The 25,452-nt window shown below is 74.3% G+C and carries 18 protein-coding genes; 11 read left to right on the plus strand and 7 right to left on the minus strand.

Going from position 1 to position 25,452, the window contains the following annotated elements; genetic code table 11:
* Positions 1–179 precede the first annotated feature (179 nt).
* Both DDJ31_RS35715 and DDJ31_RS35720 read left to right on the plus strand, forming a co-directional pair.
* Positions 180–1,148: an aldo/keto reductase gene (locus DDJ31_RS35715; RefSeq protein WP_127176280.1), complete on the plus strand. Its 969-nt coding sequence runs from the start codon at positions 180–182 to the stop codon at positions 1,146–1,148.
* A gap of 490 nt (positions 1,149–1,638) precedes the next feature.
* On the plus strand, positions 1,639–3,495 hold the full coding sequence (locus DDJ31_RS35720) for an RICIN domain-containing protein (protein ID WP_127176279.1): 1,857 nt from the start codon (positions 1,639–1,641) through the stop codon (positions 3,493–3,495).
* A 75-nt stretch (positions 3,496–3,570) separates the two neighbouring features.
* On the opposite strand, the gene DDJ31_RS35725 is transcribed toward DDJ31_RS35720, so the two are convergent.
* The 3 genes from DDJ31_RS35725 to DDJ31_RS35735 all read right to left on the minus strand — a co-directional run bounded on the left by DDJ31_RS35725 (position 3,571) and on the right by DDJ31_RS35735 (position 7,100).
* On the minus strand, positions 3,571–4,827 hold the full coding sequence (locus DDJ31_RS35725) for an arsenic transporter (RefSeq protein ID WP_127176278.1): 1,257 nt from the start codon (positions 4,825–4,827) through the stop codon (positions 3,571–3,573).
* A gap of 81 nt (positions 4,828–4,908) precedes the next feature.
* The gene (locus DDJ31_RS35730) at positions 4,909–5,607 is read right to left on the minus strand and encodes a DUF4232 domain-containing protein (protein ID WP_127176277.1); all 699 of its coding nucleotides are present in this window, start codon (positions 5,605–5,607) and stop codon (positions 4,909–4,911) included.
* Between the two features lie 128 nt (positions 5,608–5,735).
* On the minus strand, positions 5,736–7,100 hold the full coding sequence (locus tag DDJ31_RS35735) for a serine/threonine-protein kinase (protein WP_127176276.1): 1,365 nt from the start codon (positions 7,098–7,100) through the stop codon (positions 5,736–5,738).
* A gap of 45 nt (positions 7,101–7,145) precedes the next feature.
* Between DDJ31_RS35735 and DDJ31_RS35740 the strand changes: the two genes are divergently transcribed.
* The gene (locus DDJ31_RS35740) at positions 7,146–7,697 is read left to right on the plus strand and encodes an RNA polymerase sigma factor (RefSeq protein ID WP_127176275.1); all 552 of its coding nucleotides are present in this window, start codon (positions 7,146–7,148) and stop codon (positions 7,695–7,697) included.
* On the opposite strand, the gene DDJ31_RS35745 is transcribed toward DDJ31_RS35740, so the two are convergent.
* The gene (locus tag DDJ31_RS35745) at positions 7,694–10,225 is read right to left on the minus strand and encodes a SpoIIE family protein phosphatase (RefSeq protein ID WP_127176274.1); all 2,532 of its coding nucleotides are present in this window, start codon (positions 10,223–10,225) and stop codon (positions 7,694–7,696) included. The two genes, DDJ31_RS35740 and DDJ31_RS35745, sit on opposite strands and share 4 nt — an antisense overlap.
* 255 nt (positions 10,226–10,480) lie before the next feature.
* On the opposite strand from DDJ31_RS35745, the gene DDJ31_RS35750 reads away from it, so the two are divergent.
* Together DDJ31_RS35750 and DDJ31_RS35755 are read left to right on the plus strand one after the other, a co-directional pair.
* Positions 10,481–13,585, plus strand: a complete 3,105-nt coding sequence (locus DDJ31_RS35750) for a glycoside hydrolase family 2 TIM barrel-domain containing protein (protein WP_127176273.1) — start codon at positions 10,481–10,483, stop codon at positions 13,583–13,585.
* A gap of 678 nt (positions 13,586–14,263) precedes the next feature.
* On the plus strand, positions 14,264–16,507 hold the full coding sequence (locus DDJ31_RS35755; protein ID WP_127176272.1) for a glycoside hydrolase family 9 protein: 2,244 nt from the start codon (positions 14,264–14,266) through the stop codon (positions 16,505–16,507).
* A 188-nt stretch (positions 16,508–16,695) separates the two neighbouring features.
* On the opposite strand, the gene DDJ31_RS35760 is transcribed toward DDJ31_RS35755, so the two are convergent.
* Positions 16,696–17,196: a MarR family winged helix-turn-helix transcriptional regulator gene (locus tag DDJ31_RS35760; RefSeq protein ID WP_240677961.1), complete on the minus strand. Its 501-nt coding sequence runs from the start codon at positions 17,194–17,196 to the stop codon at positions 16,696–16,698.
* An 83-nt stretch (positions 17,197–17,279) separates the two neighbouring features.
* Between DDJ31_RS35760 and DDJ31_RS35765 the strand changes: the two genes are divergently transcribed.
* From DDJ31_RS35765 to DDJ31_RS35790, 6 genes are all read left to right on the plus strand, one after another.
* Positions 17,280–18,155 (plus strand): NAD(P)H-binding protein, encoded by an 876-nt coding sequence (locus tag DDJ31_RS35765; RefSeq protein ID WP_240677960.1) that lies wholly within the window; start codon positions 17,280–17,282, stop codon positions 18,153–18,155.
* A gap of 109 nt (positions 18,156–18,264) precedes the next feature.
* Complete coding sequence (locus DDJ31_RS35770) at positions 18,265–19,113, plus strand: alpha/beta fold hydrolase (RefSeq protein ID WP_127176269.1); 849 nt, start codon at positions 18,265–18,267, stop codon at positions 19,111–19,113.
* A gap of 20 nt (positions 19,114–19,133) precedes the next feature.
* A complete protein-coding gene (locus DDJ31_RS35775) occupies positions 19,134–20,081 on the plus strand; it encodes an endonuclease/exonuclease/phosphatase family protein (RefSeq protein WP_127176268.1) in 948 nt (315 codons plus the stop codon).
* Positions 20,082–20,183: 102 nt separating this feature from the next.
* Positions 20,184–20,429, plus strand: a complete 246-nt coding sequence (locus tag DDJ31_RS35780) for a hypothetical protein (RefSeq protein WP_093836028.1) — start codon at positions 20,184–20,186, stop codon at positions 20,427–20,429.
* Positions 20,430–20,432: 3 nt separating this feature from the next.
* Positions 20,433–20,816: a toxin Doc gene (locus DDJ31_RS35785; protein WP_127176267.1), complete on the plus strand. Its 384-nt coding sequence runs from the start codon at positions 20,433–20,435 to the stop codon at positions 20,814–20,816.
* Positions 20,817–21,124: 308 nt separating this feature from the next.
* A complete protein-coding gene (locus tag DDJ31_RS35790; protein ID WP_127176266.1) occupies positions 21,125–22,900 on the plus strand; it encodes an RICIN domain-containing protein in 1,776 nt (591 codons plus the stop codon).
* Here DDJ31_RS35790 and DDJ31_RS35795 read toward each other — a convergent pair.
* Together DDJ31_RS35795 and DDJ31_RS35800 are read right to left on the minus strand one after the other, a co-directional pair.
* On the minus strand, positions 22,866–23,843 hold the full coding sequence (locus DDJ31_RS35795) for a 2-hydroxyacid dehydrogenase (protein WP_127176265.1): 978 nt from the start codon (positions 23,841–23,843) through the stop codon (positions 22,866–22,868). The two genes, DDJ31_RS35790 and DDJ31_RS35795, sit on opposite strands and share 35 nt — an antisense overlap.
* Complete coding sequence (locus tag DDJ31_RS35800; RefSeq protein ID WP_127176264.1) at positions 23,840–25,009, minus strand: lactate 2-monooxygenase; 1,170 nt, start codon at positions 25,007–25,009, stop codon at positions 23,840–23,842. The genes DDJ31_RS35795 and DDJ31_RS35800 overlap by 4 nt, the downstream gene beginning before the upstream one ends.
* Positions 25,010–25,452: the final 443 nt, after the last annotated feature.

A 25,452-nucleotide genomic window follows, 5' to 3' on the forward strand; every position in this document is an offset into this window, starting at 1 on the left:
GCATGTCCGCTACCGGCTGGGCGTACCTCTGGGTACCGCGCGAGTCGCGCCGGCACGTCCACGGATCAAACAGCCGGTGCCCGGCCGCCGTCAAGTGCCGACGGGTGGCGGAGCGCTTCCGCCCGGCCGCACGACGTACGCTCCACCCAAGACCTCTCCCGACGGCAGGAGCAGCAACGATGCAGTACGTGAAGCTCGGTTCGACGGGCCTGGACGTGTCCCGGATCAGTCTGGGCTGCATGACCTACGGCCGTCCCGACCGCGGCAATCACGAGTGGACCCTCGACGAGGAGGCCTCGCGCCCGCTGATCCGTCAGGCGATCGAGGCGGGGATCAACTTCCTCGACACCGCGAACGTCTACTCCGACGGCAGCAGCGAGGAGATCGTCGGCCGGGCGCTGCGCGACTTCGCCCAGCGGGACGAGATCGTGCTGGCGACGAAGGTGCACGGCCGCACCCGCCCGGGACCCAACGGCGCCGGTCTGTCCCGCAAGGCCATCCTCACGGAGATCGACCACAGCCTCACCCGCCTCGGCACCGACCATGTCGACCTCTACCAGATCCACCGCTTCGACCCGCACACCCCGGTCGAGGAGACGATGGAAGCGCTGCACGACGTGGTCAAGGCGGGCAAGGCCCGCTACATCGGGGCGAGTTCGATGTACGCGTGGCAGTTCTCCAAGATGCAGTACACGGCCGAGCGGTACGGCTGGACGCGGTTCGTCTCCATGCAGAACCACTACAACCTGCTCTACCGCGAGGAGGAGCGCGAGATGCTGCCGCTCTGCGCGGACCAGGGGGTGGGCACCCTGCCGTGGAGCCCGCTGGCCCGCGGCCGGCTCACCCGGGACTGGGACACCGTCACCGAGCGCAGCTCCACCGACGCCTTCGGCGGCCGGCTCTACCAGGAGGGCGACCGCACCGTCGTCGAGGCGGTCACCCGGATCGCGGAGCGGCGCGGGGTGTCCCGCGCGCAGATCGCCCTCGCCTGGCTGCTGCACCAGCCGACGGTGACCGCCCCGATCGTCGGCGCGGGCCGGCCCAGGCACCTGGAGGACGCGCTGGCCGCGGTGGAACTCACCCTCGACGAGGAGGAGTTGGCGGAGCTGGAGAGCCCCTACAGCCCGCACCCGGTCGCCGGCCACTGAACCGCGCGGCGACGGACCGGCCGCCCGCCGCCCGCGCGGCGGCCGGTCCAAAGGTTGCGGGCCGGGCCGGGCGGCCCGTCCGGGGGGTCGGGATGTGCGCGGAAAGGGCCGTCCAAAGGTTCGTGACCGCATTGGACAAAAGTCAGCCGCAGGCCGCGCCGACTTTTTGTCGATAAGGCGCGGCGGCCCGGACAATCGGTATTGACGATGTGTCGAACAAGGGCCTCCCGTACGTAATGCACAAAACCCGGGGCTGCCTTGTTGTGCCCAGTTGACCTGTGCAAAAGTGTGGGCTGTCGGCGCGCGGAACAAGCTGGGTCTTCTGCGCGCGCGAGGCGTCCCCTGTTCACCCCGGGCCCCAAAAGGGCCGAGTCGAGGGAGTGTTCGGGGTGCCGAACCCAGTACCAGAGGATCCCGTCGCATCGGACACCGGATCCCCATACCTACTGGTATGGACTTTATGCCGCATGCCCTTGAGAGGAATGCAGCCGTGAAAGACGCCGGCCTGTCGAATTCCCCCACGTCCGCTCCCCGGTTCGAGGTGACGGACGAACAACTCAGCGCCGAGCTGAAGAAATGGACGGGGACGACACCCGCGTTGCAGCCGGTCGGCGAACTCCTCGACCGGCACTGGGAAGCCGCCTTCGCGTACGCCCGGCTCTGCACCGCGGGACCGCGCGCCGCCGGCATGCTCACCACCGCCGCCTTCACCCGGCTCTTCGGCGAGTCCATCCGCCACACCGGCCCCTCCTCGGCCTGGCGGCCCCGGCTGCTCGTCACCGTCCGCAGGATCGCCGCCGAATGGGACACCGACCGCAGCCGCGAACTGCTCCACCCCGACCTGCTGACCGGCACCGGGGACAGCGGCCGGGTCGCGGCCCGGCTGCTGCCGCCCGCCGAACGACGGCTGCTGTCCGGCGCGTTCCAGCGGCTGCCCCAGGTCGCCCGCTGCCTGCTCTGGCACGTCGAGGTCGAGTCGGAACCGCTCCAGGCACCGGCCGCCCTGCTCGGCCTCGCCGAGCGCGACGCCCTCGTCGAACTGCGCAGGGGCCGCGAACGGCTGCGCGAGGAGTGCCTCCAGGTCCACCGCGAACTCGCCCCCGACCAGGAGTGCCACCGCTACCTGCGGATGCTCGACGTGACCTACCGGCGCGGCGCGGTCAAGGTCGACCCCGACCTCGCCACCCACCTCGCCCGCTGCAAGCACTGCAACCACACGGCGGGCCAGCTCTCCTGCTTCAACGACGGCCTCGGCGTCGCCCTCGCCGAAGCCGTGCTCGGCTGGGGCGCCCACGCCTACGTCGCCTCCCGGGCCGACCCGGCCGCACCCGCCGCCGAGGAGAAGCCGCCCACCGCGACGGCCGGCGAGTCCTTCGACGGACCCGGCGCCCCCGCACGCGCCCCCGGCCACCGCGCCGTCACCCGCCGCTCCGCCCACAAGGCCGCCCGACGCGCCGCCGCCCGCCGCCGCAACGTCGCCGCGGCCGCCCTGACGGTCGGCGCCCTCATCGTGCTCCCGCTGGTGCTCTGGTCCTCCCTCGGCGCAGGCGGCGACGCGACGGCCGACGGCGCCCACCCCTCGGGCCCGCCGGAGACCGGCCGCGGCACCTCCGACGGCGACGGCACCTGGGCCGGCACCAGCGCCACCGCCGACGCCGCCCTGGACGGCAGACTGCACAACCTCGACTCCGGGCTCTGCGTCGGCGTCGTCGGCGGCAGGACCGCCGAGGGCGCCGAGGCCGCGCTCCAGAAGTGCTCGTCGGCGGCCGGACAGCTGTGGGCGTACGAGACCGACGGACTGCTGCGCAGCGCCTCGGACCCCAACCTCTGCCTCGACTCCCACCTCGGCTACGCGGTCCGCCTCGCGCCCTGCACCGGCGCCGCCGAGCAGGGCGCCCGCAGCGTCCGCTACGACTTCACCCTCCAGGGCACCCTGGTCTCCCGCCGCGACCAGGACCTCGCGCTGGCCCCCGCCGCCACCGACGGCTCCGGCGCGCTGGTCCTCAAGACCCGCAGCGACAGCAGGACCCAGCGCTGGGTCTTCGACACCTCCAAGGCCGACCTCCAGATGGAGGCCGTCAACTGGGACGCCGAGACCGCCGCGACCACGGCGCCACCGGCCGCGCCCGCCCCGAGGTCGGCCCCGCGCCCCACCGCCACCCCGACCCCGACGGCCGGCGAGCCGTCCACCGCCCCGACCGCCACCCCCGGCGCCCCGGACCCGACCGGCTCCCTCTGCGCCACCTACCCCTACGCCTGCGGCCCGACCGGCGGCCACGGCGGCGGCTGGGGCGACGACGGCGGATACGGCGGCGGACCCGGCCGCGGGGGCGGCGGCCGGCACTAGGCGAGCGAGCCCTCCGCGCGGGCGCCCTCCGCGCGAACGCCCTCCGCGCGGGCGCCGGGTGGCGGCGGGCGTCCCTCAGACGCCGATCGCCCCGATCGCGAGCCACAGCGCCAGCACCGACGACAGCAGCGCGGCCGGCACCGTCAGCAGACCGAGTCGGGTGAACTCCCCGAGCGCCACCTCCTGGTCGTGCCGCTGCACGATGCGCCGCCACAGCAGCGTCGCCAGCGACCCCGCGTAGGTGAGGTTCGGGCCGATGTTCACGCCGAGCAGCACCGCGAGGACGGCGCCCGCGCCCGAGGGCGCCGTCAACGGCACCAGCACCAGCACCGCCGGCAGATTGTTGATCAGGTTCGCCAGCACCGCGGCCAGCACCGCGATCCCGATGAGCGCCACCAGCCCCCGACCGGACGGCAGCACCCGGTCCAGGGCGTCCGCGAGCCCGTTGTCGACCACCGCCCGCACCACCACGCCCAGCGCCAGCACGAACGCGAGGAACGCGGGCGACGCCGACCGCACCACCGACAGCGCCGTGTCCCGCCGTCGCACCAGGACCCGCACGGCCAGCACCAGGGCGCCCGCGCAGGCCACCCAGGCCGGTTCGATCCCGGCCGTGGACGCCACCACGAACCCGGCGAGCGTGCAGCCCACCGTGATCAGCGCGAACCTCGGCAGCTCGGGCGGCTCACCGGTCTCGGGGGCGTGCAGCGGGGCGGCCAGATCGGCGCGGAAGAAACGCCGGAACACCAGGTACTCGGCGCCGATCGCCACCACCCAGGGCAGCGCCATCAGCGCCGCGAACCGGGTGAAGCTCAGCCCGCTCGCCTCGAACGCCAGCAGATTGGTGAGGTTGGAGACCGGCAGCAGCAGCGACGCCGTGTTGGACAGGTGCGCGCACGCGTACAGGTGGGGCCTGGCCAGGACGCCCGCCCGAGCCGCGGTGGCGATCACCACCGGCGTCAGCAGCACCACCGTCGCGTCCAGGCTGAGCACCGCGGTGATCACCGAGGCCAGCACGAACACCGCCGTCAGCAGCCGGGTCGGCGAGCCCGCCGCGTGCCGGGCCATCCACCCGCCGCACGCCTGGAACAGGCCCTCCACGTCGCAGCAGTGGGCCAGCACCAGGACCGCCGCGAGGAAGCCCACCACCGGGCCGAGCCGCTCGACCTCCTCGCGCGCGTGGTCGAGCGTGATCGCCCCGGTCGCGATGACGATGCCCGCCGCCGGTACCGCGACCACCGCCTCGGGCAGCCCCTTGGGGCGCAGCACCGCCGCCGCGAGCACGGCGACGAGGAGGACTACGGACAGCGTTTCGGCGAGCGCGGTGTTCAGGGCGGGTTCCTAGCGGCGTGATCAGGGCGGGGAGCGCCATCCAAACAGGTCCGGGTAAGAACTCCGCGCAGATGTGTGCCGTCAGGCGCCCGTGCCCGGCGCGAACACCGTCAGGAAGACCGACGAGGAGTTCCCGGAGACCGGCACCTGGCCGCCCGGCCACTTCACCGTCAGCGCGTCCCGCTCGTCGGGCGGCGTCACCAGCAGCGACGCGGGGGTGGCCGCCTTCGCCTCGCTGACCTCCGGGTTGGAGAACGACAGCCCGGCCCAGGCACTGGCGCCCGGCGTCAGCGTCACCGTGTCGGGCGAGCCCGAGGAACGCTTGGGGTCGGGGCCGAGCTGCTTGCCCGCCGCGCTCCGGAAGGCGGCGCCCGGGTAGCCGCGCAGCGTGCAGCTGTGCGACGACGTGTTCGTCAGGACGATCGGGAAGTTCTCCTGCCCGGCCCCGGGGTTGTCGCGCCCGATGCTCGCGCGCAGCTCGGAGGTGTGGCAGCGGGTGCTGACGCTGCCGGAGGCGGAGACCGCCTCGGAGGGCGTGCCGCCCGAGGACGTCTCGGCGCCGGCCGTGCCGTCCGTCGCGCCGTCCGTCGGGGTCGCCGACGGCGCCGGGCTCGCGGACCCGCTCGCCGAACCACCGGTGGCCGGCGCGGCCGTCCCCGACAGGGTGCTGGGGCCGCCCGCCGAGTCACCGCCGCCACCGCAGGCGGTCAGCAGCCCGAGCAGGGCGACCGCGCTCACCGACCAGGCCGCGTGCCGGACGCGGGTGCAGTTGTTCGCCATCTTCCTCAACACTCCCGGATGTCTCCGCGCACCCCGGCAAGGGGGTACGTACGGCGCAGTGTGCCCCGTCATCCCTGTCCGATGCGGGCCGGGCCGGAAAAGTTCGCGCGACCGGGGGGCGGTCCGTGTCACTTCCCGACCCGTACGGAAGCGAGTATGCGACCGGCCCGCGGGGAACCGCCGCTCTGCCGGATCTGCACGTACACCTGCGGCCCAGCGCTGTCGGCCACCGGAGTGAGCGCGGCCTCCGTGACCGACCCCGCGCCGCCAGGACAGCCGCTCCAGGTGCGGACCCGGTCCCGCCACGGTCCGTCCCTGCGGGTGCGGGCGCCCTCGTAGTGGCAGCCGGGATGGGCGACTGCGTCCACCGCCGCCGTCAGATCGCCCGCCCCGCCCACGCCCACGAACACGCCGTTGACCTCCGCCGTCAGGTCCTGCCACCGCGCCAGGTCGTCCGCCACCGCGAACCCCGGCCGGTGGCCGTCCGCCAGTCCGAGCGCCGCCGGGTCCCAGCCCGAGACCCGCACCTGCCGGTCCCAGCCGCCCGGCACCTCGGCCGTGACCCGCCCGGTGCCGTCCGCGACCCGCACCGCCCCGGGACCGTCCCGTCCCTCCAGCAGCGCCACCCCCGCCCCGGCCGCCACCAGCACCGCCACCGCACCGGCCGCCACCAGCGCGGCACGGCGCCTGGGCGGCCGCACACCGGGGTCCGCCAGCCGCTCCAGCTCCTCGGCGAAGGACCGCGCGTCCGGCCAGCGCCGCTCCCGGTCCGGTGCGAGCGCCCGCAGCAGGGCCCGCCGCACCCGCGGGTCGAGCCCGGGGCGCAGCCGCTCGGGACCGACCACCCTGCCGGGCTCGCCCGGTATCTCCCCGGTGACCAGGTGGTAGCCGACCGCCCCGAGCCCGTACACATCGGCCCGCGCGTCGATCCCCGCGCCCGGCTCCGCCTGCTCGGGCGGCCGGTACCCGGCGGAACCCGCGGCCAGCGTCAGCCCCGACGCCCGCGCCAGACTCTTGGCGAGCCCCAGATCCGCGAGCAGCACCCGGGGAGCGGCACCGGGGGAGGAGCGCAGCAGCACATTGGACGGCTTGATGTCCCGGTGCACGATCCCCGCCTCGTGCAGCGCCTGCGCGCCCAGCGCCGCCCCCGCCGTCAGCCGCAGCGCCTCCGCCACCGGCAGCCGACCGCCGTCCAGCAGCTCGGCGAGGGTGCCGCCGGCGGCGTACTCCATGACGAAGTACGGCCGCCCGTCGTCGAGTTCACCGATGTCGTACACCTGCACCACCCGGTCGGAGCCGGCCTTGCGCAGCATCCGCGCCTCGGTCAGGAACCGCTCGCGCACATCGAGGCGGTGGCTCCAGTTGTCGGCGAGGACCTTGACGGCCACCGGCGCGTCGAGGTCGTCGTCATGGGCCAGCCAGACCGTGCCGAACGCGCCGGTGCCCAGACGCCTTTCGAGGCGGTAGCGGCCGATCCGCTCGAGAGAGTGCATACGGCTATCATGCCTGCGCCCGACAGACGTGGAAGGGAGCACCCCGTGCCCGACCCGGCACCCACCGAGGACCTCGCCCGCAGCGCCGCCGCCGGGGACGCGCGGGCCCTGGAGCTGCTGCTGCGCGAGATCGGGCCCGAGGTCCTGCGGCGCTGCGGCCGGTTCCTGCCCTGCCGGGAGGACGCGGAGGAGGCCGCCCAGGACGTCCTGCTCCAGGTCGCCCGCAGGATCGGCACCTTCGAGGGCCGCAGCCGCTTCAGCACCTGGCTCTACACGGTGGTCGCGAACTGCTCCCGGCAGAAGTACCGCGAGCTGCGCCGCCGGGCCGCCGAACAGCCCGCGCCCGCCGACCTCGACCAGCGCGCCGACCCGCGCACCACCAGTGTCATCGCCGGATCACGGCTCGATCTGCTGGAGGCCCTCGACCGACTGGAACGCGAACGCCCGCACCTGGTGGGCCCGTTGGTGTACCGGGACATCTGCGAACTGGACTACGCCGAGGCCGCCGAACGCGCGGGCGTCCCGCTCGGCACCCTCAAGTCCCGCCTGCACGAGGCCCGCAGACAGGTCAGGCCCTGGCTCGCGGACACTGCCTAGACGTCGGCCAGCAGGTCGATCTCCGCCCAGATCGTCTTGCCCTCCGAGGTGTGTCTGCTGCCCCAGCGCTGGGTGAGCTGGGCGACCAGCAGCAGCCCCCGGCCGCCCTCGTCCCAGGACTTGGCGCGGCGCAGGTGCGGGGCCGTGTGGCTGGTGTCGGACACCTCGCAGATCAGCGTCACGTCGTCGTGGATCAGCCGCAGTCTGATCGGGTGGGCGCCGTATCTGATCGCGTTGGTGACCAGCTCGCTCACCACCAGCTCCGCCGTGAACGCCGCCTCCTGGAGCCCCCAGGTCTCCAGCTGCTCGACGACCTGTTTGCGGATCGGGGCGACCAGCGCCGGGTCAGGCGGGATGTGCCAGGTCGTCACCTGGGAGGCGGGCAGCCCCCGGGTGCGGGCCAGCAGCAGCGCCACGTCGTCCGCGACCCCGCCGACCGGCAGCAGCGCGTGCAGCACCCGGTCGCAGGTCTCGTCCAGGGAGGCGTCGTGGTCGGCGGGAGCGACGGTCGCGGTGCCGTCGGCCGCCGCGGTCGTCGCGGAGCTGTCCGTGGGGGCGGTGCTCGCGGCGCCCGCGGTGCTTTCGGCGCTCGCCGTGCCTGCCGTGCCTGCCGTGCCTGCCGTGCTTGTCGTGCTTTCGGTGTATGTCGACAACGCGGCCAGCAGCAGCCGCCGCCCCGCCTCCGTGTCCCGTTCCTTGCTCTCGGTCAGGCCGTCCGTGTAGAAGGCGAGGACGCTGCCCTCTGGCAGCTCCAGCTCGGCGGACTCGAACGGCAGCCCGCCGACCCCGAGCGGCGGGCCGTTCGGCAGCGTGACCTGGTGGGCCGCGCCGCCGGGCTCCACCACCACCGGCGGCGGATGGCCGGCCCTGGCCAGCGTGCAGCGCCGCGACACCGGGTCGTACACCGCGTACAGACAGGTCGCGCCGACCTCGCCGGGACTGCCGTCACCGCCCGCCTCGGTGGAGAGCCTCACCACCAGGTCGTCCAGGTGGGTGAGGAGTTCGTCGGGTGCGAGGTCGATGTCGGCGAGGGTGCGCACGGCGGTGCGCAGCCTGCCCATGGTCGCGGACGCCTGCACGCCCTGGCCGACGACGTCGCCGACGACCAGCGCGACCCGCATCCCGGACAGCGGGATCACGTCGAACCAGTCGCCGCCCACCCCGGCCCGCGCCGCCGGCAGATACCGGGAGGCGGCGTCCACGGCGGCGGTGCGCGGCAGATGGCGGGGCAGCAGGCTGCGCTGGAGGGCGAGCGCGGTCTCCCGCTCCCGGGAGTAGCGGCGGGCGTTGTCGATGCAGACGGCGGCGCGCGCCGTGACCTCCTCGGCGAGGAGCACGTCGTCCGGGGTGAACGGGTCGGGGCGGCGGAACCTGCGCAGCACGGCCACCCCGAGGGTCAGCCCGCGCGCCTGGATCGGCACGGACATCGTGGAGTGGATGGCGAACTCGCGGACCCGGTCGCTGCGGACCGCGTCGGTCGCAAGCCACGCCTCGATCTCGGTGCCGGAGAGCGCGGCGACGATCGTGTGCCCGGCGATCAGCGAGTCGGTCTGCGGTGACCCCTCGGGGTAGGTCTCGTGGCGGCCCGGCTCGATCACGGCCTCGGGCGCGCTGGGGTTCACCGACCGGTGCGCCGACCGGCGCAGCCGCACCGGAGCGGTCAGCGGTGCGGGCGGTTCGCCGTGCTCCTGCGGGTCCAGCAGATCGACGCTGACGAAGTCGGCGAGCGCGGGCACGAAGACGTCCGCCAGCTCCTGCGCCGTTCGGGTGACGTCGAGGGTGGTGCCGATGCGGACGCTCGCCTCGTTGACGATCTGGAGCCGCTCCCTGGCGAGGAAGTTGTCGGTGACGTCGTGGGCGGCGAGGCAGACGCCCCGCACCCGGCCCTCGGGGTCGGTGACCGGCGCCATCCGGGCCAGCCAGGCGTGCGCCCGCTCCTCGCCGCCGGTGCGCAGGTACGTCTGCACGTCGGCGGGCTGCCCGGTGGTGAGCACCTGGAGCATCCGCCGCTCCAGCTCCTCGCTCTGCGGCCGGCCGCCGATCTCGGCGATCCGCATCCCCCGGATGTGCTCCTCGGGCAGCCCTATGACGTCGGCCATCGCCGCGTTGACGCGGCGCAGCCGCAGCCGGTCGTCGTAGACGGCGACCGCGCACGGCGACTGGATCAGGGCGGCGGTGGCCAGCGGATCGTCCTCGGGGGCGCGGGGGGTGCCGTTGTCGAGCGGGCTGAAGACCAGCCAGCGGCCGGGGCGGTCCTCGAACGGCCGACGGTGGTGGGCGACCAGCCAGAGCCGGACGTGCCGACCGTCGCGGTGACGCAGGGTCACTGTTCCGTGCCAGCGGATGCCGTCGGGCGGCCGCGGGGCGGCATCCGCCACCAGCAGCCTGGCCGCCGGTCTGCCGACGACCTCGGCGCCCGGCCAGCCGAGCAGGCGTTCCGCGCCCGCGTTCCACTCGACGAGCACGCCCGAGTCGTCGACGACGGCCCGTGCCGTCGCGGCTTCGTCGAACGGGTACTCCGGGCTCATCGTCGCCACTCCATCGCGCATACTCACAGTGAGCAACCGCGTCACTTGCGTTCCAGCCTAGTGCGTCAGGCCCGTCCGTGGACCCGAACCACAGGGGGCGCGGAACCCCGGGCAAGGGCACCGAACCGGCCGTTGTGACGCCCGGGACGGAAGACACGGCACGCACCCTTGACGGCCCGGTGCGGCCCCCCGCGAGAATCTGTTTGTTCACGATCAGTTGTGATTACTTCTGGGTCCTGATGAGGGAGAGCCGCCATGACGGTCACGCGCAGATCGGTCCTGCTCGCCTCCGCCGCCGCCCCGGCGGCCGGAGCGCTCCTCGGCACCGCTCGGGCCGGCGCCGCCGAGGCGGACCCGGCCGCCGGGGGAGCCGGCGGCCGGCGCACGGTCGCGCTGCGTGACGGCTGGCGGTTCGCGCTGGTCGACCCGGGCGGCCTCGCCGATCCGACCGGCGCCTACGCGCGCGCCGCCGACCCCGACTACGACGACTCGGCGTGGCGCGAGGTCGCGGTGCCACACGACTGGAGCATCGAGCAGACCCCGACCACCGAGCACGGCACCACCAGCGGGACCGGCTTCCTGCCCGGCGGCCTCGGCTGGTACCGGCTCGCCTTCACGCTGCCGCCCGGCGCCACCGGCCGCCGGATCTCGGTGGAGTTCGACGGCGTGTACATGGACTCCTACGTCTACTGCAACGGCCGCGAGGTCGGCCACCACCCCTACGGCTACACGGGTTTCGCCTTCGACATCACCGACGCGCTGCACACCGACGGCCGCACCGAGAACGTGATCGCCGTCAAGGTGCGGAACCAACTGCCCAGCAGCCGCTGGTACTCGGGCAGCGGCATCTACCGCGAGGCCCGCCTGGTCATCACCGACCCGGTGCACGTGGAGCGTTGGGGCACCTTCGTCACGACTCCCGAGGCAGGTCCCGAGCGGGCCGTGGTGCGGGTGCGGACCGCGGTGGCCAACGCGTCGGGCGGCGCGCGGCGGGTCGAGATCAGGTCGGCGGTCAAGGACCGGGGCGGCCGGACGGTGGCCCGCGCGACGAGCACCGCCGAGGTCGCGGACCGCGTCGAGGAGACCCACGAACTCGCCTTCGGGAAGCCGACGTTGTGGGACTTCGGCAACCCGTACCGCTACACCCTGGAGACCGAACTGCGGGTGGGCGGCAGGACCGTCGACACCTACCGCACGGTCTTCGGCGTCCGCACCTGCGCCTTCGACCCCGACGAGGGATTCCACCTCAACGGCGTCCACACCAAGATCAAGGGCGTCGACCTCCACCACGACCAGGGCGCCCTCGGCGCGGCGATCAGCAGGGACGCCGTCCTGCGCCAGATGACGATCATGAAGTCGATGGGCGTCAACGCCTTCCGCACCTCGCACAACCCGCCCTCCCCGGAGATGATCGACGTCTGCGAGGAGCTGGGCATCGTCATGATGGTGGAGGCGTTCGACTGCTGGCGCACCGGCAAGACGCGCTACGACTACGGGCGCTTCTTCGACGAGTGGTGCGAGCGGGACGCCACCGAGATGGTCCTCGCGGCCCGCAACTCGCCCGCGGTGGTGCTCTGGTCGATCGGCAACGAGATCCCCGACTCCACCTCGACCGCGGGGCTCGCGATGGCCGACCGGATCATCGGCGCGATCCGCGCCGCCGACGACACCCGCCCGCTGGTCATCGGCTCGGACAAGTACCGGGGCGTGCCCGCGAAGGGGTCGGCGGCCGATCTGATGCTCGGCCGGCTCGACGGCCTGGGCCTCAACTACAACACCGCCAGGTCGGTCGACGCCCTGCACGCCGCCTACCCGCACCTGTTCCTCTTCGAGTCCGAGTCGTCGTCGGAGACCTCGTCCCGGGGCGCCTACCAGGAGCCCGAACACCTCAACACCGGCGAGAACCACACGCCGGGCAGGCGGGCCACCTCCTCCTACGACAACAACCTCGCCTCCTGGACGATGAGCGGCGAGTACGGCCACAAGAAGGACCGCGACCGCAAGTGGTTCGCCGGGCAGTTCCTCTGGTCGGGCATCGACTACATCGGCGAGCCCACCCCGTACAACGTCTTCCCGGTCAAGGCGTCCTTCTTCGGCGCCGTCGACACGGCCGGATTCCCGAAGGACATGTACCACCTCTTCCGCAGCCAGTGGGTCGACGAGCCGATGGTCCATCTGGTGCCGATGAGCTGGAACCACGCGCACGGTGACACGGTCGAGGTCTGGGCCTACTCGACGGCTGACACCGTGGAGCTGTTCCTCGACGGAACGTCCCTCGGCACCCGCACGTTCGACACCAAGCGGACCACCGACGGCCGCGCCTACCTGGAGACCACCGAGGCCACCGGCGACGACAAGACCGTCACCACCGGCCCCTGGCCCGGCAGTTACACCAGCCCGAACGGCAGCGCGGGCAAGCTGCACCTGACCTGGAAAGTCCCTTTCAGGCCCGGCGAGTTGAAGGCGGTGGCGCGCAGGGGCGGCCGGGTGGTCGCCACCGATGTGCTGCGCACCGCGGGCGCCGCGCACGCCGTCCGCCTCACCGCCGACCGCACCTCCCTGCCGGCGGACGGGCGTTCGCTGGTGTTCGTGACCGCCGAGGTCGTCGACGCCCGGGGCGTGGTCCTGCCCGACGCCGAGGACCTGATCACCTTCGGGGTGCGCGGCGGCTCGCTCGCCGGGCTCGACAACGGGCGCCAGGAGAGCGCCGAGCGCTACCAGGCGACCACCAGGACCGCCTTCCACGGCAAGGCGCTCGCGATCGTCCGCTCCGGTGCGCGGCCGGGGACCCTCACGGTGACCGCCCGCGCGGACGGGCTGCGCACCGGCACGGTCACCGCCCGCACCACCCGGGCCGCTTCACCGGCCACCACCCGGGCCCCGGCCTTCGCGCCCGAACCGCCCGCGGTGCCCGAACTCCCGCACGCGGACGCCAGTTACTCCGGGCGCCCCGACACGCTGCCCGCCGCGATGCTCGACGGCGACCCGGCCACCGGCTGGTCCAACGGCTTCGCCAAGTCGGCCACCGCGCTGCTGCCCGCCTTCAGCGGGGCACGGCCCGAGGACTGGGTCGGCGTCGACTTCGGACGGGTGCGCACCTTCGACCAGGTCGAGGTCTCCTTCACCGTCGACGCCACCCACAGCCTGCCGTCCGCCGTGCGGGTCGAGGTCCTCGACGGCGCCCGCCGGGTACCGGTCACCGGGGCGCGCGTCGACTGGGCCACCGCCTCCGACGCCCCGACGGTCGTCACCTTCGACGCGGTGCGCGGCAGCGGGCTGCGGCTCACCCTGACCAGCGCGCGCCCGGGGGAGACCGCGGGCGCGATCCGCGTCAGCCGTCTGGAGGCACCGGCGGGCTGAGCCCGGTCGATGAGCACCGTCGACCGAGCCCGTCGACGGGGCCCCGTCGAACGAGCCGGTCGGCGGCTGCCAGGCCGACCGGCGGACGGGTGCCGGTCGGCGGGTGCCGAGGAACCGGGGCGGGCGGTGGCGGTCGACGCAGGCCGAGGAACGGCGGCCGGCGGTGGCTGTCCACGGGGGCCGTGCGGCGGCGTTTCGGCGCGCGGCGGCTGACGGCGGTTGCTGTCGGCGGGTGCCGGTGAACGGCGGTCGGCGGTGGCCTTCCACAGGGGGCCGTGCGGCGGCGGTTCGGCGCGCGGCGGCTGACGGCGGTTGTCGTCGGCGGGTGCCGAGGAACGGCGGCCGGCGGTGGCTGTCCACGGGGGGCCGTGCGGCGGCGGGTGCGGCGAGCGGTGGCTGACGGCGGTTGCTGTCGGCGGGTGCCGGTGAACGGTGGCCGTCGATGGGTCGCCGTGCGGCGGCGGTTCGGCGAGCGGTGGCTGCCGGAGGGCGGCGCCGGTCGTCGACGCGCGTGGATGCCCGTCGACCGGTCAGGGCGGGAAATCCCGTCCCGTCCTGACCGTTGACGGAGTGTCATGCGCCGAACAAGCATGGCTTGCGTCCGCATCTGGGAGCGCTCCCACGGCCCGTGTGAGCCGCGCGAGCGTCCCCCGCACCTCCCGCACGAGGAGCCCAGACGTGAAACGACGCAGAACCGCCCTGCTCACCCTGACGGCCCTGCTCGGCGCCGTGCTCACCGCCCTGCCGGCCGCACCCGCCCTCGCCGACGAGGTCGAGCAGCTGAAGAACGGCACCTTCGACACCACCACCGAGCCCTGGTGGTCGTCCCCGAACGTCACCGCGGGACTCTCCGACGGGCAGCTCTGCGCCCAGGTCCCCGGCGGCACCGCCAACCGTTGGGACGCGTCCGTCGGCCAGAACGACCTCACCCTGGTCGCGGGGGAGTCCTACCGCTTCTCCTTCCGCGCGAACGGCACGCCCGAGGGGCATGTGGTGCGGGCGATCGTGGGACTGTCGGCGGCGCCCTACGACACCTGGTTCGAGGTGAGCCCGCAGCTCAGCGTCTCCGGTGACGTCTACTCGTACACGTTCACCGCGCCCGTCGACACCACCCAGGGGCAGGTCGCCTTCCAGGCGGGCGGCAGCGCCGACCCCTGGCGGCTCTGCGTGGACGACGTGTCGCTCCTCGGCGGTGTCCCGCCCGAGGTGTACGAGCCCGACACCGGGCCGCGGGTGCGGGTCAACCAGGTCGCCTACCTGCCCTCGGGGCCGAAGAACGCCACGCTCGTCACCGACGCCACCACCCGGGTGCCCTGGCGGCTGCGCGACGCCGCCGGAACCACGGTCGCGCACGGCTGGACCCGGCCGCGCGGCACCGACGTCTCCTCGGGCCAGAACGTCCACTCCATCGACTTCGGCGGCTACCGGGGGCGGGGCCAGGGCCTCACCCTGGTCGCCGACGGCGAGACCAGCCGCCCGTTCGACATCGGCGCCGCCGCCTACGAGCGTCTGCGCCTCGACTCCCTGAAGTACTACTACATGCAGCGCAGCGGCATCGCGATCCGCGACGACCTGCGCCCCGGCTACGGCCGCGCGGCGGGCCACCTCGACGCCGCGCCCAACAAGGGCGACAGCGACGTCCCCTGCCAACCCGGCGTCTGCAACTACACGTTGGACGTGACGGGCGGCTGGTACGACGCGGGCGACCACGGCAAGTACGTCGTCAACGGCGGCATCACCACCTGGGAGCTGCTCAGCACCTACGAGCGTTCGCTGCTGGCCCGCACCGGTCACCCCGGCCGGCTCGGCGACGGCACGCTCGACCTCCCGGAGAGCGGCAACAAGGTCCCCGACATCCTCGACGAGGCCCGCTGGGAACTGGAGTTCCTGCTGAAGATGCAGGTGCCCGACGGGCAGCCGCTCGCGGGGATGGCCCACCACAAGATCCACGACGAGCAGTGGACCGGCCTGCCCCTGCTGCCCGCCGACGACCCCCAACGGCGGGAGCTGCACCCGCCGTCCACCCAGGCCACCCTGAACCTCGCCGCGACCGCCGCCCAGGCGGCCCGCCTCTACCGCCCCTACGACAAGGCGTTCGCCGCCCGTGCGCTGACGGCCGCCCGCAAGGCGTGGACCGCGGCCCTCGCCCACCCGGAGCTGTACGCCTCCGAGAGCGACGGTGTCGGCGGCGGCACCTACGCCGACGGCGACGCCACCGACGAGTTCTACTGGGCGGCGGCGGAGCTGTATCTCACCACCGGGGAACGGCAGTTCGCCGACCACGTGCGCCACTCGCCGCTGCACACCGCCGACCTCTTCGGCGGCCTCGGCTTCGACTGGGGCCGCACCGCCACGGCAGGCCGCCTCGACCTCGCCACCGTGCCGAACGCGTTGCCGGGACGCGACGCCGTGCGCCGCTCCGTCGTCAAGGGCGCCGACCGCTACCTCGCCACCCTCGACGCCCAGCCGTACGGCATGCCGTACGCGCCGCCCGGCAACCTCTACGACTGGGGCTCCAACGCCCAGGTGCTCAACAACGCCGTCGTCCTCGCCACCGCCTACGACCTCACCGGCGCCGCCAAGTACCGTGACGGCGCGGTGCAGAGCATGGACTACCTGCTCGGCCGCAACGCCCTGAACATGTCCTATGTCACCGGCTACGGCGAGGCCGCCGCGCACAACCAGCACAGCCGCTGGTACGCCCACGAGCTGGACCCGAGCCTGCCCGCGCCGCCGCCGGGAACCGTGGCGGGCGGCCCGAACTCCGGTATCCAGGACCCCTACGCGCAGGCCAGACTCCAGGGCTGCGTGGGCCAGTTCTGCTACATCGACGACATCCAGTCCTGGGCGACCAACGAGACCGCGATCAACTGGAACGCGGCCCTGGCCCGGATGGCGTCCTTCGTGGCGGACCAGGGCTGACCGACCCCGCGCCCCGCCCTCCACCGGGCGGAACCGGCGCCCCGGAGCCTGGTCGTCGGCACCCCCGTACTCGGCGACCAGGTCTCCGGGCGTCCGCCGCGCGCGGTCCTCCGCGGTGGCGGGTCACCGTGGTGACTCCGCGAGGGCCGCGGAATGTGACGGTGACGGACCGAAATGTGACCTACGTCTCACTGGCCCCGGGGGGAGTCGGGTGCGGGGCGGTCCCGCTGAGGGCCGGTCAGCTCCCCGGCGGCCTCCCGCCCGGCCTCGGCGGTGCGGCGCAGGAAGTCCGCGAGCAGGGCGAGCTGGTCCTCGTCGTAGTCGGCGCAGATCCGCTCCACCGACGAGTTCATCCCGGCGAAGAGGGCGAGCAGTTCGGCGTTGCGGTCGCGCAGGGCGTGGATCAGGTACGCGCGCCGGTCGGCCGGGTCGCGCTCCCGGGAGATCCAGCCTGCGCGTTCGAGGCGGTCGAGGATCCCGGTGGTGGTGGCGGCGTGCAGTCCGGCGCGCTGGGCCAGGGCGGTCGGGGCCAGCGGGCCGTGGGCGTTGATCAGGTCGAGGCAGTCCAGGTCGATGTCCCTGAGCCCGAGCCGCGCGCCGACCCTCCGGTTGAGCAGCGTCAGTTCGGCGCTCAGCGCGCGCAGCCCCTGCCCCACCTCGACCGTGGCTCGGCGTCTGCGGCGAGCCACGGCCCCAGGTCCTTCGGAATCCATAATGTACGCCTCTCAAAGCAATGTGCTATGGTTCTCGTACATTATGGCATCCGAAGCACATGCCGGACGTGAGGGGCTGGATCATGTTCGTGGTGACCGGAGCGACCGGAACCGTGGGACGCGAAGTGGTGCGCCTGCTGCTCGGCGCCGGCCGGGAGGTGGCGGCGGTCACCCGCCGCCCCGACCCCGGCCTGCCGGACGGAGCACAAGTGATCACGGGGGACCCGTCCGACCCCGCCGGACTCGCCGCCTGGCCGGAGGGCGGCGAGGCGGTCCTGCTCAGCCCGCGCGCCGTCGGCGGCGCCACCGACCGGCTGCTGTCGCTCGCCGCTGACCGCGGCGCCCGGCGGGTGGTCGTCCTCTCCTCCGCGACCGTGTCGCACCCGGCGGGACACCGCCGGTTCGCCGACGCGTTCAAGTCCGTCGAGGACGCCGTGCGCCGCTCGGGACTGTCGTGGACCTTCCTGCGCTGCGCCGACTTCGCGGGCAACGCCCTGGCCTGGGCCCCGCAGATCCGGGCGACCGGCACGGTGCGCGGCGCGTACGGCGGTGCGGCCACCTCGCCGATCCACGAGCACGACATCGCGGACGCGGCGATCCTGGCCCTGCTCGATCCCCGGCACGCCGCGCACGCCCCTCTCCTCACCGGCCCGCACTCGCTCGACCAGCGCGACAAGGTCCGCCTCATCGGCGCCGCCACCGGCCGGAACCTGACCTTCCAGGAGACCGCCCCCGACCAGGTGCGCCGGGCCATGCTCGCCCAGGGCCTCCCCGAGGACGTCCCCGACCGCCTCCTCGGCTCGCTCGCCGACCACGCGCACACCCCGGGGCCGACCACCGACACCGTGGCACGCCTCCTGGGCCGCCCCGCGCGCACCTTCGCCACCTGGGCCACGGAGAACGCCGCCGCGTTCACGCCGGCGGCCCCCGCCTGAACCCGCCCGCGCCAGCCGGGCGCCCGCTCAGGACGCCGTACGCCGGCGCGGCCCGCGGAACGCCGGCCGCAGCCGCTTCGTCGCACCGACCGACACGAGGGAGAACACCGTGCGGGAGATCGAACTGTCCTCGGGAACCATCGCCTACCACGACCGCGGCACGGACGGCCCCACCACGGTGCTGCTGCACGGACTCCTGATGGACGCCTCGCTCTGGGACGCCGTCGGCGCCGACCTCGCCACCGACCACCGGTGCGTGGTGCCCACCCTGCCGCTCGGCGCGCACCGGCACGCGATGCGCCCCGACGCCGACCTGTCCCTGACCGCGGTGGCGCGACTCGTCGCCGAACTCCTCGACCGGCTCGACCTCCAGGACGTGACCCTCGTCGGCAGCGACACCGGCGGCGCCCTCGTCCAACTCCTCATGGCCGACGGCACGCCCCGCGTCGGGCGGGCCGTCCTGGTCTCCTGCGACGCCTTCGACAACGTGCCGCCCGGCCTCACCGGCAAGACCCTCGTCCTCGCCGGGAAGCTCACGCCCCGGCTGTTCGGCCTGTTCATGCGGCAGATGCGGGTACGCGCGCTGCGCCGGCTGCCGATCGCCTTCGGCCGGCTGACCCGGCGCGGCGACGCCGTCACCGCCGGCTGGATCGAGCCGGTCACGACCAGGACCGACATCTGCCGGGACACCGTCCGGGTGCTGCGCGCCGTCGCGGCCGACCGCGGTGTCCTGCTGGCCGCGGCCGAACGCCTGCCCCGCTTCACCCGCCCCGCCCTCGTCGTGTGGGCGAGCGAGGACCGCGTCATGCCCCCCGCCCACGGCCGGCGTCTCGCCGCCCTCCTTCCCAACGCGCGGCTGGCCGAGATCCCGGACAGCCACACCCTCGTCCCACTGGACCAGCCGACCCGACTCGCCCGGCTCATCAGGGAGTTCACGCACACCTCCAGCCGCCCCTAGCGGCACGAAGGGAACACGAAGTGCGCACAGCGAGCAGATACCTCCTGTCCCTGTTCCTCTGTCTCGGCCTGCTCCTCGGCGCCGGATCGGCGCGGGCCGACCAGCCCGACGCGCAGAACTGGCCGCGGCCCCGGTTCCTCACCTACAACGTCTGCGGCGGGGTCTGCGCCATCTACCAGGGCTCCCGGACGGCCTGGCGCGACACCATGATCCACGCGATGGACTCCTGGGACGCGGACCTCCTGATGCTCCAGGAGATGTGCTACGGCCAGTGGACCCTGCTGCGCGACACCCTGGCCGGCCGCACCTCGGGCGGCCCCGCCTACGACTCGGTGTGGGGCGCGGCGCTCCCCGAGAGCGCGGGCTGCGCCAAGTGGGGCGCCGACACCCGCTACGGCCTGGCCATCTTCAGCAAGGGCCCGGCGGGCACCATCGACCAGAGCTCCCGCGCCGTCACCTTCCTGACGCAGCCCTCCGGCGGCGAGCAGCGGATCCTGCTCTGCGCCAGGACCGGCGTACGGGGGCGGACCGTCCGTGCCTGCGACACCCACATCGACTACCGGGGCGCGAACCCCCAGGCCCAGGTCGCCCAGGTCGCCGCGGTCACCCGCGGGTACGCGCTCGAAGGACCGGTCGTGCTGGCGGGGGACTTCAACCTGTTCCCCAAGGACACCCGCCTCGACCCGCTCTACGACCACGGCGGCGGCACCGGAATCTTCCAGGAGGTCGACGAGAACGACAAGTCCCACTTCACGGGGGTCGACTGCCCGCAGTCGGGCGACCGCTGCCGCAGCGGCGAGGAGACCGCCGAACCGGTCTGCTCACCGCGCGCCGACGGCCGAGGCAAGATCGACTACATCTTCCTGAGCGCCTACTGGTTCACCACCGTGCGCGGCGACGCCGCCGCCTGCACACCGGGCATGTCCGACCACCATCTGCTGCGCGGCGCCGCCGCCTGGGAGCACTGAGACACCGGACCGCACCGCTCGCACCACCCGCCCGGTACCGTCGGGCAGGCGGTGTGAGCAGGCACTATTTACGAGTAAGTACCTCAGAGGTACCGTGAGTGCATGCCAGCTCTGAATGTGGAGTTCAGCGACCGCGAGCTAGAGGACCTCCGGCAGATCGCCAAGGAACGCGGTACGTCGATGAAGGCGCTCGTGCGGGAGGCGGCCGCCGCCGACATAGCCAGGCACCGCGCCCTCCAGGAGGGCGCCGAGGCCTTCCGCCGGTTCTTCGCCTCGCACGCCGACGAGTTCGCCGCCGCCTTCCCCGACGACGAACCCCACGGCGGGAACGAGGGGCGGGCCGCCTGACCGATGGCACCCCTACCGGTCATCCACATCGACGTCCCCTGGCTGTTGCAGCGCCACGAAGAGGTGCTGCCCGACCAGCCCACCATCAACGACTTCTCCGCGCTGGTCGCCGCCGTCGCCCGGCACCGGGTCGACCCGCCACGCCTCGGCGTGGACTCCGACCCGGCCTGGCGGGCCGCCGCGCTGCTGCACACCCTGGCGCTGCTCAAACCGCTGCCCGCCGCCAACGCCCGCTTCGCCTGCGCCACCGCGGTGGCCTACATGTTCGTCAGCGACGTCGGCATGGACCCGCCCTACGGCGCCCTCGTCGACCTCGTCCGCGACCTGATCTCCGGCAGGACCGACGTCTTCGGCGCGGCCGACCGACTGCGCTCCTGGCAGATCTGAACTCCCGCTCCGGAGAAGGGAGTCCGCGCCCGGGGCCGCCGGCCGAGGGCGGGGGGAGAGCACGGCCGGCGGCCCGGTGCGGCGCGGGAGAGCCGCGTCCCGCGCGGGCCCCCGAGGAAGGGCCGGCTCCCAGTGCACCATTTTGGCGCCCGGACCGGCAGCGTGCGCAACTCCCGTGCTTGGGCGCCGCGTTCACACGGGGTGCGGACGCCACCGAGGGCGCCCCAGGTCAGGCGGTCGCCGCCGGACCCGGCGCGCGCCGTCCGGTACGGAGGTGGTCCGAGTGCCTTGTTGGCCGGGAGCGTGCTGTGCGAGGCTGCCGTCCGTGTACCGCCGCTCGGAAGGTACGCACTCGCCCTCCCCGGCGGACCGAACCCTGTGGGTCCCCTGCGTCCGGGAAGGAATCCGCTCCGTGCCCACCCCCCGCCCCCCCTCGCCCTCCGTACCCGCCGGCCGGCGCCGCCCCGGGTGCCCGCGACGAGGACCTCGCCGCCCGGCTGCGCGGCCGCCCAGGCCCCGAAACGGCCCCCGCCATCGCACTCCTGACGGCACGTCACTGGCGACGCTGCCACCAGTACGCGACCCTCTGCCTCACCGCCCCGACCGGCACCGCGCCCCCGACCGGCACCGCGTCCCCGGCCGACACCGCCGCCCTGGTCACCTCGGCCGCCTTCCACCAGGTCCTCGACCGGCTGGCGCTGGGCGAACCCGCGACCGCGCTGCGCCCCCGGCTGCTGGTCGCCGTCCGGGACACCGTCCGGGTCTGGTCCGCCGCCGACGGGATCCGTGACGTCCTGCCCGGCCTGCGCGGCCCCCTCGACGGCGGCGGCACCCGCGCCCTGTCCTCCCCGACCGGCGAACACCGCAGACTCGCCGAACGCTCCTTCCAGGGGCTGCCCGGCGCCGCCCGCTGCCTGCTCTGGCACACCGAGGTCGAGGCCGATCCGGTCGACGTCCCCGCCGCCCTGCTCGGCATGGACACCGCGACCGCGACCGCCGCCCTCGACCAGGCGCGGGAGATGTTCCGCGAGGGGTGCCTGCGCGCCCACCGGGAACTCGCGCCGACCCAGGACTGCCGGTTCCACAACCGGCTCCTGGACATCCCGATCCGCCGGGGCGGCGCCCTGCTCCCCGATGTCCACCAGCACCTCGCGGGCTGCCGGCACTGCCGCTTCGCCGCCGAGCAACTCGCCCACTTCGAGGCCGGGTTGGGCGTGCTGCTGGCGGAGTCGGTGCTCGGCTGGGGCGCCCGCGGCTATCTGGAGTCCCGCCCGCCTCGCACCCCCGTGCCGCCCCCGGCCCTCCCCTTCGCCCGCCGCCCCTCCTCGCGGCACGCCGGGTCCAGGCGCCGGGTGCTGCCGCGCCTCGCGCCGCCGTCAGGCCCCCGTCGGCCGCGCGCGACCCGCGCTCCGCGCGCCCTGCTGGCCGGGGCGGGTCTCGTCTCGGCGGGGCTGGTGGTGACCCTGGTGGCCGCCGGGATGTGGTCGCACGACGGCGATGCCGACCCCGCCGCCTCCACCGGCACCGGCACGGCACCGGCCGGCGGCGCGCGCTCCGCGCCCGGCACCGCGCGCCTGCCCGCCACCCCCGACCGGTCGCGGCTGCGCAACGAGGCCGCCGGCCTCTGCCTCGACATCAAGGGCACCCCGGAGCGCGGCGCCGGCACCGGGCTCGCGCCCTGCTCCACCGCGCCCACCCAGCGGTGGACGTACGAGAACGACGGCCTGCTGCGCAGCGAGGCCGAGCCCGGCCTCTGCCTCGACGCGCATCTCGACGCCGGTGTCGTCGTGCTCGGCGGCTGTGCGGCGGCGAAGGACGCACGCGCCGACGACGTGCGCTACGACCTCACCGTGCGGGGCGAGTTGCTGCCCCGCTGGGACGAACGCCTCGCCCTCGCCCCGGTCACGGGGGACGCGGGCGCCGCCGTCGTCGTCACGGTCAGGGACGGCTCCGCCGCCCAGCGCTGGTCCGCCGTCCCGGCCGGGCGAGCGGACCCCGGCTCCCTCACGGTGACGGCGGAGCCGGGGTCCGGGGCGGGCGCCGACGTCGTCAGCCGACCAGGTCCCTCGGCTCGCCCCCGGTGAGGAACTCCGACACGTTCCGCACCGCCGCCAGCGCGATCCGCACCAGGGTCTCCCGGGTGACGCCCGCGGTGTGCGGGGTGAGGACCACGTTCGGCGCCTTCAGCAGCCGCAGCTGCGAGGTCGGCGGCTCGGGGTCGAAGACGTCGAGCCCTGCCCCGGCCAGCGCGCCCTGCTGCAACGCGTCCGCCAGGGCGTCCTGGTCGATCAGCGCGCCCCGGGCGGTGTTGACGACGAACGCGGTCGGTTTCAGCAGCCCGAGCCGCCGCGCGTCCAGCAGATGCCGGGTCTCGTCGGTCAGCGGAGTGTGCAGGGTGACGTAGTCGCTGACCCGCAGCAGTTCGTCGAGCGGGAGACGGCGGGCGCCGCCGAGGCGCTCCTCCGTCTCGGCGGGCACCCGGTGCCTGCCCGCGTACACGACCGTCATGTCGAAGGCGACGGCGCGGCGCGCGACCTGCTGCCCGATGTGGCCGAGTCCGACGATGCCGAGGGTCTTGCAGGACAGCTCGGTGAGCGAGCCCTGAAGGCGCGGCTGCGCCCAGTCCGCCTCGACGAGCGCGGTGTGGGCCGGGATCAGCCGCTTGGCCAGCGCCAGCATCAGCGCGAAGGTCTGCTCGGCCACGTTCTGCCCCTCGGCGCCGCTGGAGGCGATGGTGCACACCCGCACCCCGCGTTCCCGGGCCGCCGCCAGGTCGACGTAGTCGAAGCCGTGGCTCGCGCACTGCACCAGCTCCAGATCGACGGCGGCCGCGAGGTGACCGGCCGTCACCGGCGCCAGCGCGGTGACGAGGGCGTGCGCCGAGCGCAGCGCCGCCGGGTCCTCGTCCGCGCTCTCCACGACGGTGACCCGCGTCCCGGCGGGGAACAGCGCGGCGAGTCCCGCCCCGGCGGCCCGGCCGCCGATGTGCGGCGGGATGACGGCGAGGACGTTCCTCGGGGCGCTCACGCGGACTCCTCGATCAGATCGCCGGCGCCGACCGAGCCGGGAGCGGCGTGGCCGGACAGCGCGAGGGTGAGGTCGAACTCGGCGAGCAGACAGCGGATCACATGCTCGACGCCCGCCTGTCCGTCGAGGCCGAGGCCGTAGGCGTAGGGCCGGCCGAGGAGCACGGCGCGCGCGCCGAGCGCGAGCGCCTTGAACACGTCGTCGCCGGTGCGCACCCCGCTGTCGAACAGGACGGTCAGCCGGTCGCCGACCGCCTCCGCGACCCGGGGCAGCGCGTCGGCCGCCGCCACCGAACCGGCGATCTGGCGGCCACCGTGGTTGGAGACGACCACGCCGTCCATCCCGGCGTCGGCGGCGAGCCGGGCGTCGTCGGGGTGCAGGACGCCCTTGAGGACGATCGGGCCGCTCCAGTTCTCCCGCAGGAACGCCAGGTCGGGCCAGGTCTTCGCGGGGTCGGCGAACAGGTTCACGAAGTGCAGCACGGCCGCGTTCGGGTCCTCGTGCACCGGTCTGGCGAGGCCCGCCGTGAAGGCCGGGTCGGTGAAGTAGTTGGCGGTGCCCACGCCGTGCAGGAACGGCAGGTACGCCTGGTCGAGGTCGCGCGGGCGCCAGGCGAGCAGCGGCGTGTCCAGGGTGACGAACAGGGCGGTGAACCCGGCGGTCCGGGCCCGGCCGAGGAAGCTCCGGGTCACCTCGCGGTCCTTGGACCAGTACAGCTGGAACCAGCGTTCCGCGTCGCCCATGGCCCGCGCGACGTCCTCCATCGGGGTGCTGGACGCCGACGAGAGGACGAACGGCACGCCCTGCGCGGCGGCGGCCCGAGCGGCGGCGGGCTCCGCGTCCGGGTGCATGATCGACAGCACTCCGACGGGAGCCAGGGCCAGCGGGGCGGGCAGTTCACGGCCCAGCACCTCGACCGACAGATCGCGCTCATGGACGTCCCGCAGCATGCGCGGCACGATCCGACGGCGTTCGAGGGCGGCCCGGTTGGCCCGCGCGGTGCTGCCGTCGCCCGCGCTGCCCGCCACATAGCCGACCGGCCCCGGACCGAGCCGTCGCGCCGTCAGCTCCTCCAGGCGGGTCAGATCGGTGGGCAGTCTGGGGACGGCCCCCGTCATGCCGTTGAGGTAGATCTCGTACTGGAAGTCCGCCCAGTGCTGAGCCATGGTCAGGTCCGCCCCTCGTCGCTGAGAACGCGCTGCACGCCGACGATACGGGCGGGCGGGGGCGGCCCGGGACGGCGGGGAGAGCGGCACCCCCGCCGTCCCGGGCCGCTCAGGCGACCGGGGTGCCGGTGGCCGGGACGCCGGCTCCCGTGACCGGCGTGACCGGCGCGCGGGGGCCGTGCGGGCGGGGCCGTCCGGCCGCGGGGTGTGCGGCGCCGCGGACGTCCTCCTCGGGGGACCAGCCGACGGCAGGGCGCGCGCGAGCCCTCCGACCCGCCGACGTCTCCTCCATTTTCGGCCCCTGACCTGGAGGAATCGGCCACCGTAGGTCCGGACCGGCGCGCGCGGGAGGACACCGGCCGGAATGTTTCAAGACTATTAAACAAGCGCTCAGAACCGGCCAAACGGCCGTTCCGGATGATCCAGATCCGCTCAGTTCCTGG

Source organism: Streptomyces griseoviridis, assembly GCF_005222485.1.
Taxonomy (GTDB): Bacteria; Actinomycetota; Actinomycetes; order Streptomycetales; family Streptomycetaceae; genus Streptomyces; species Streptomyces hintoniae.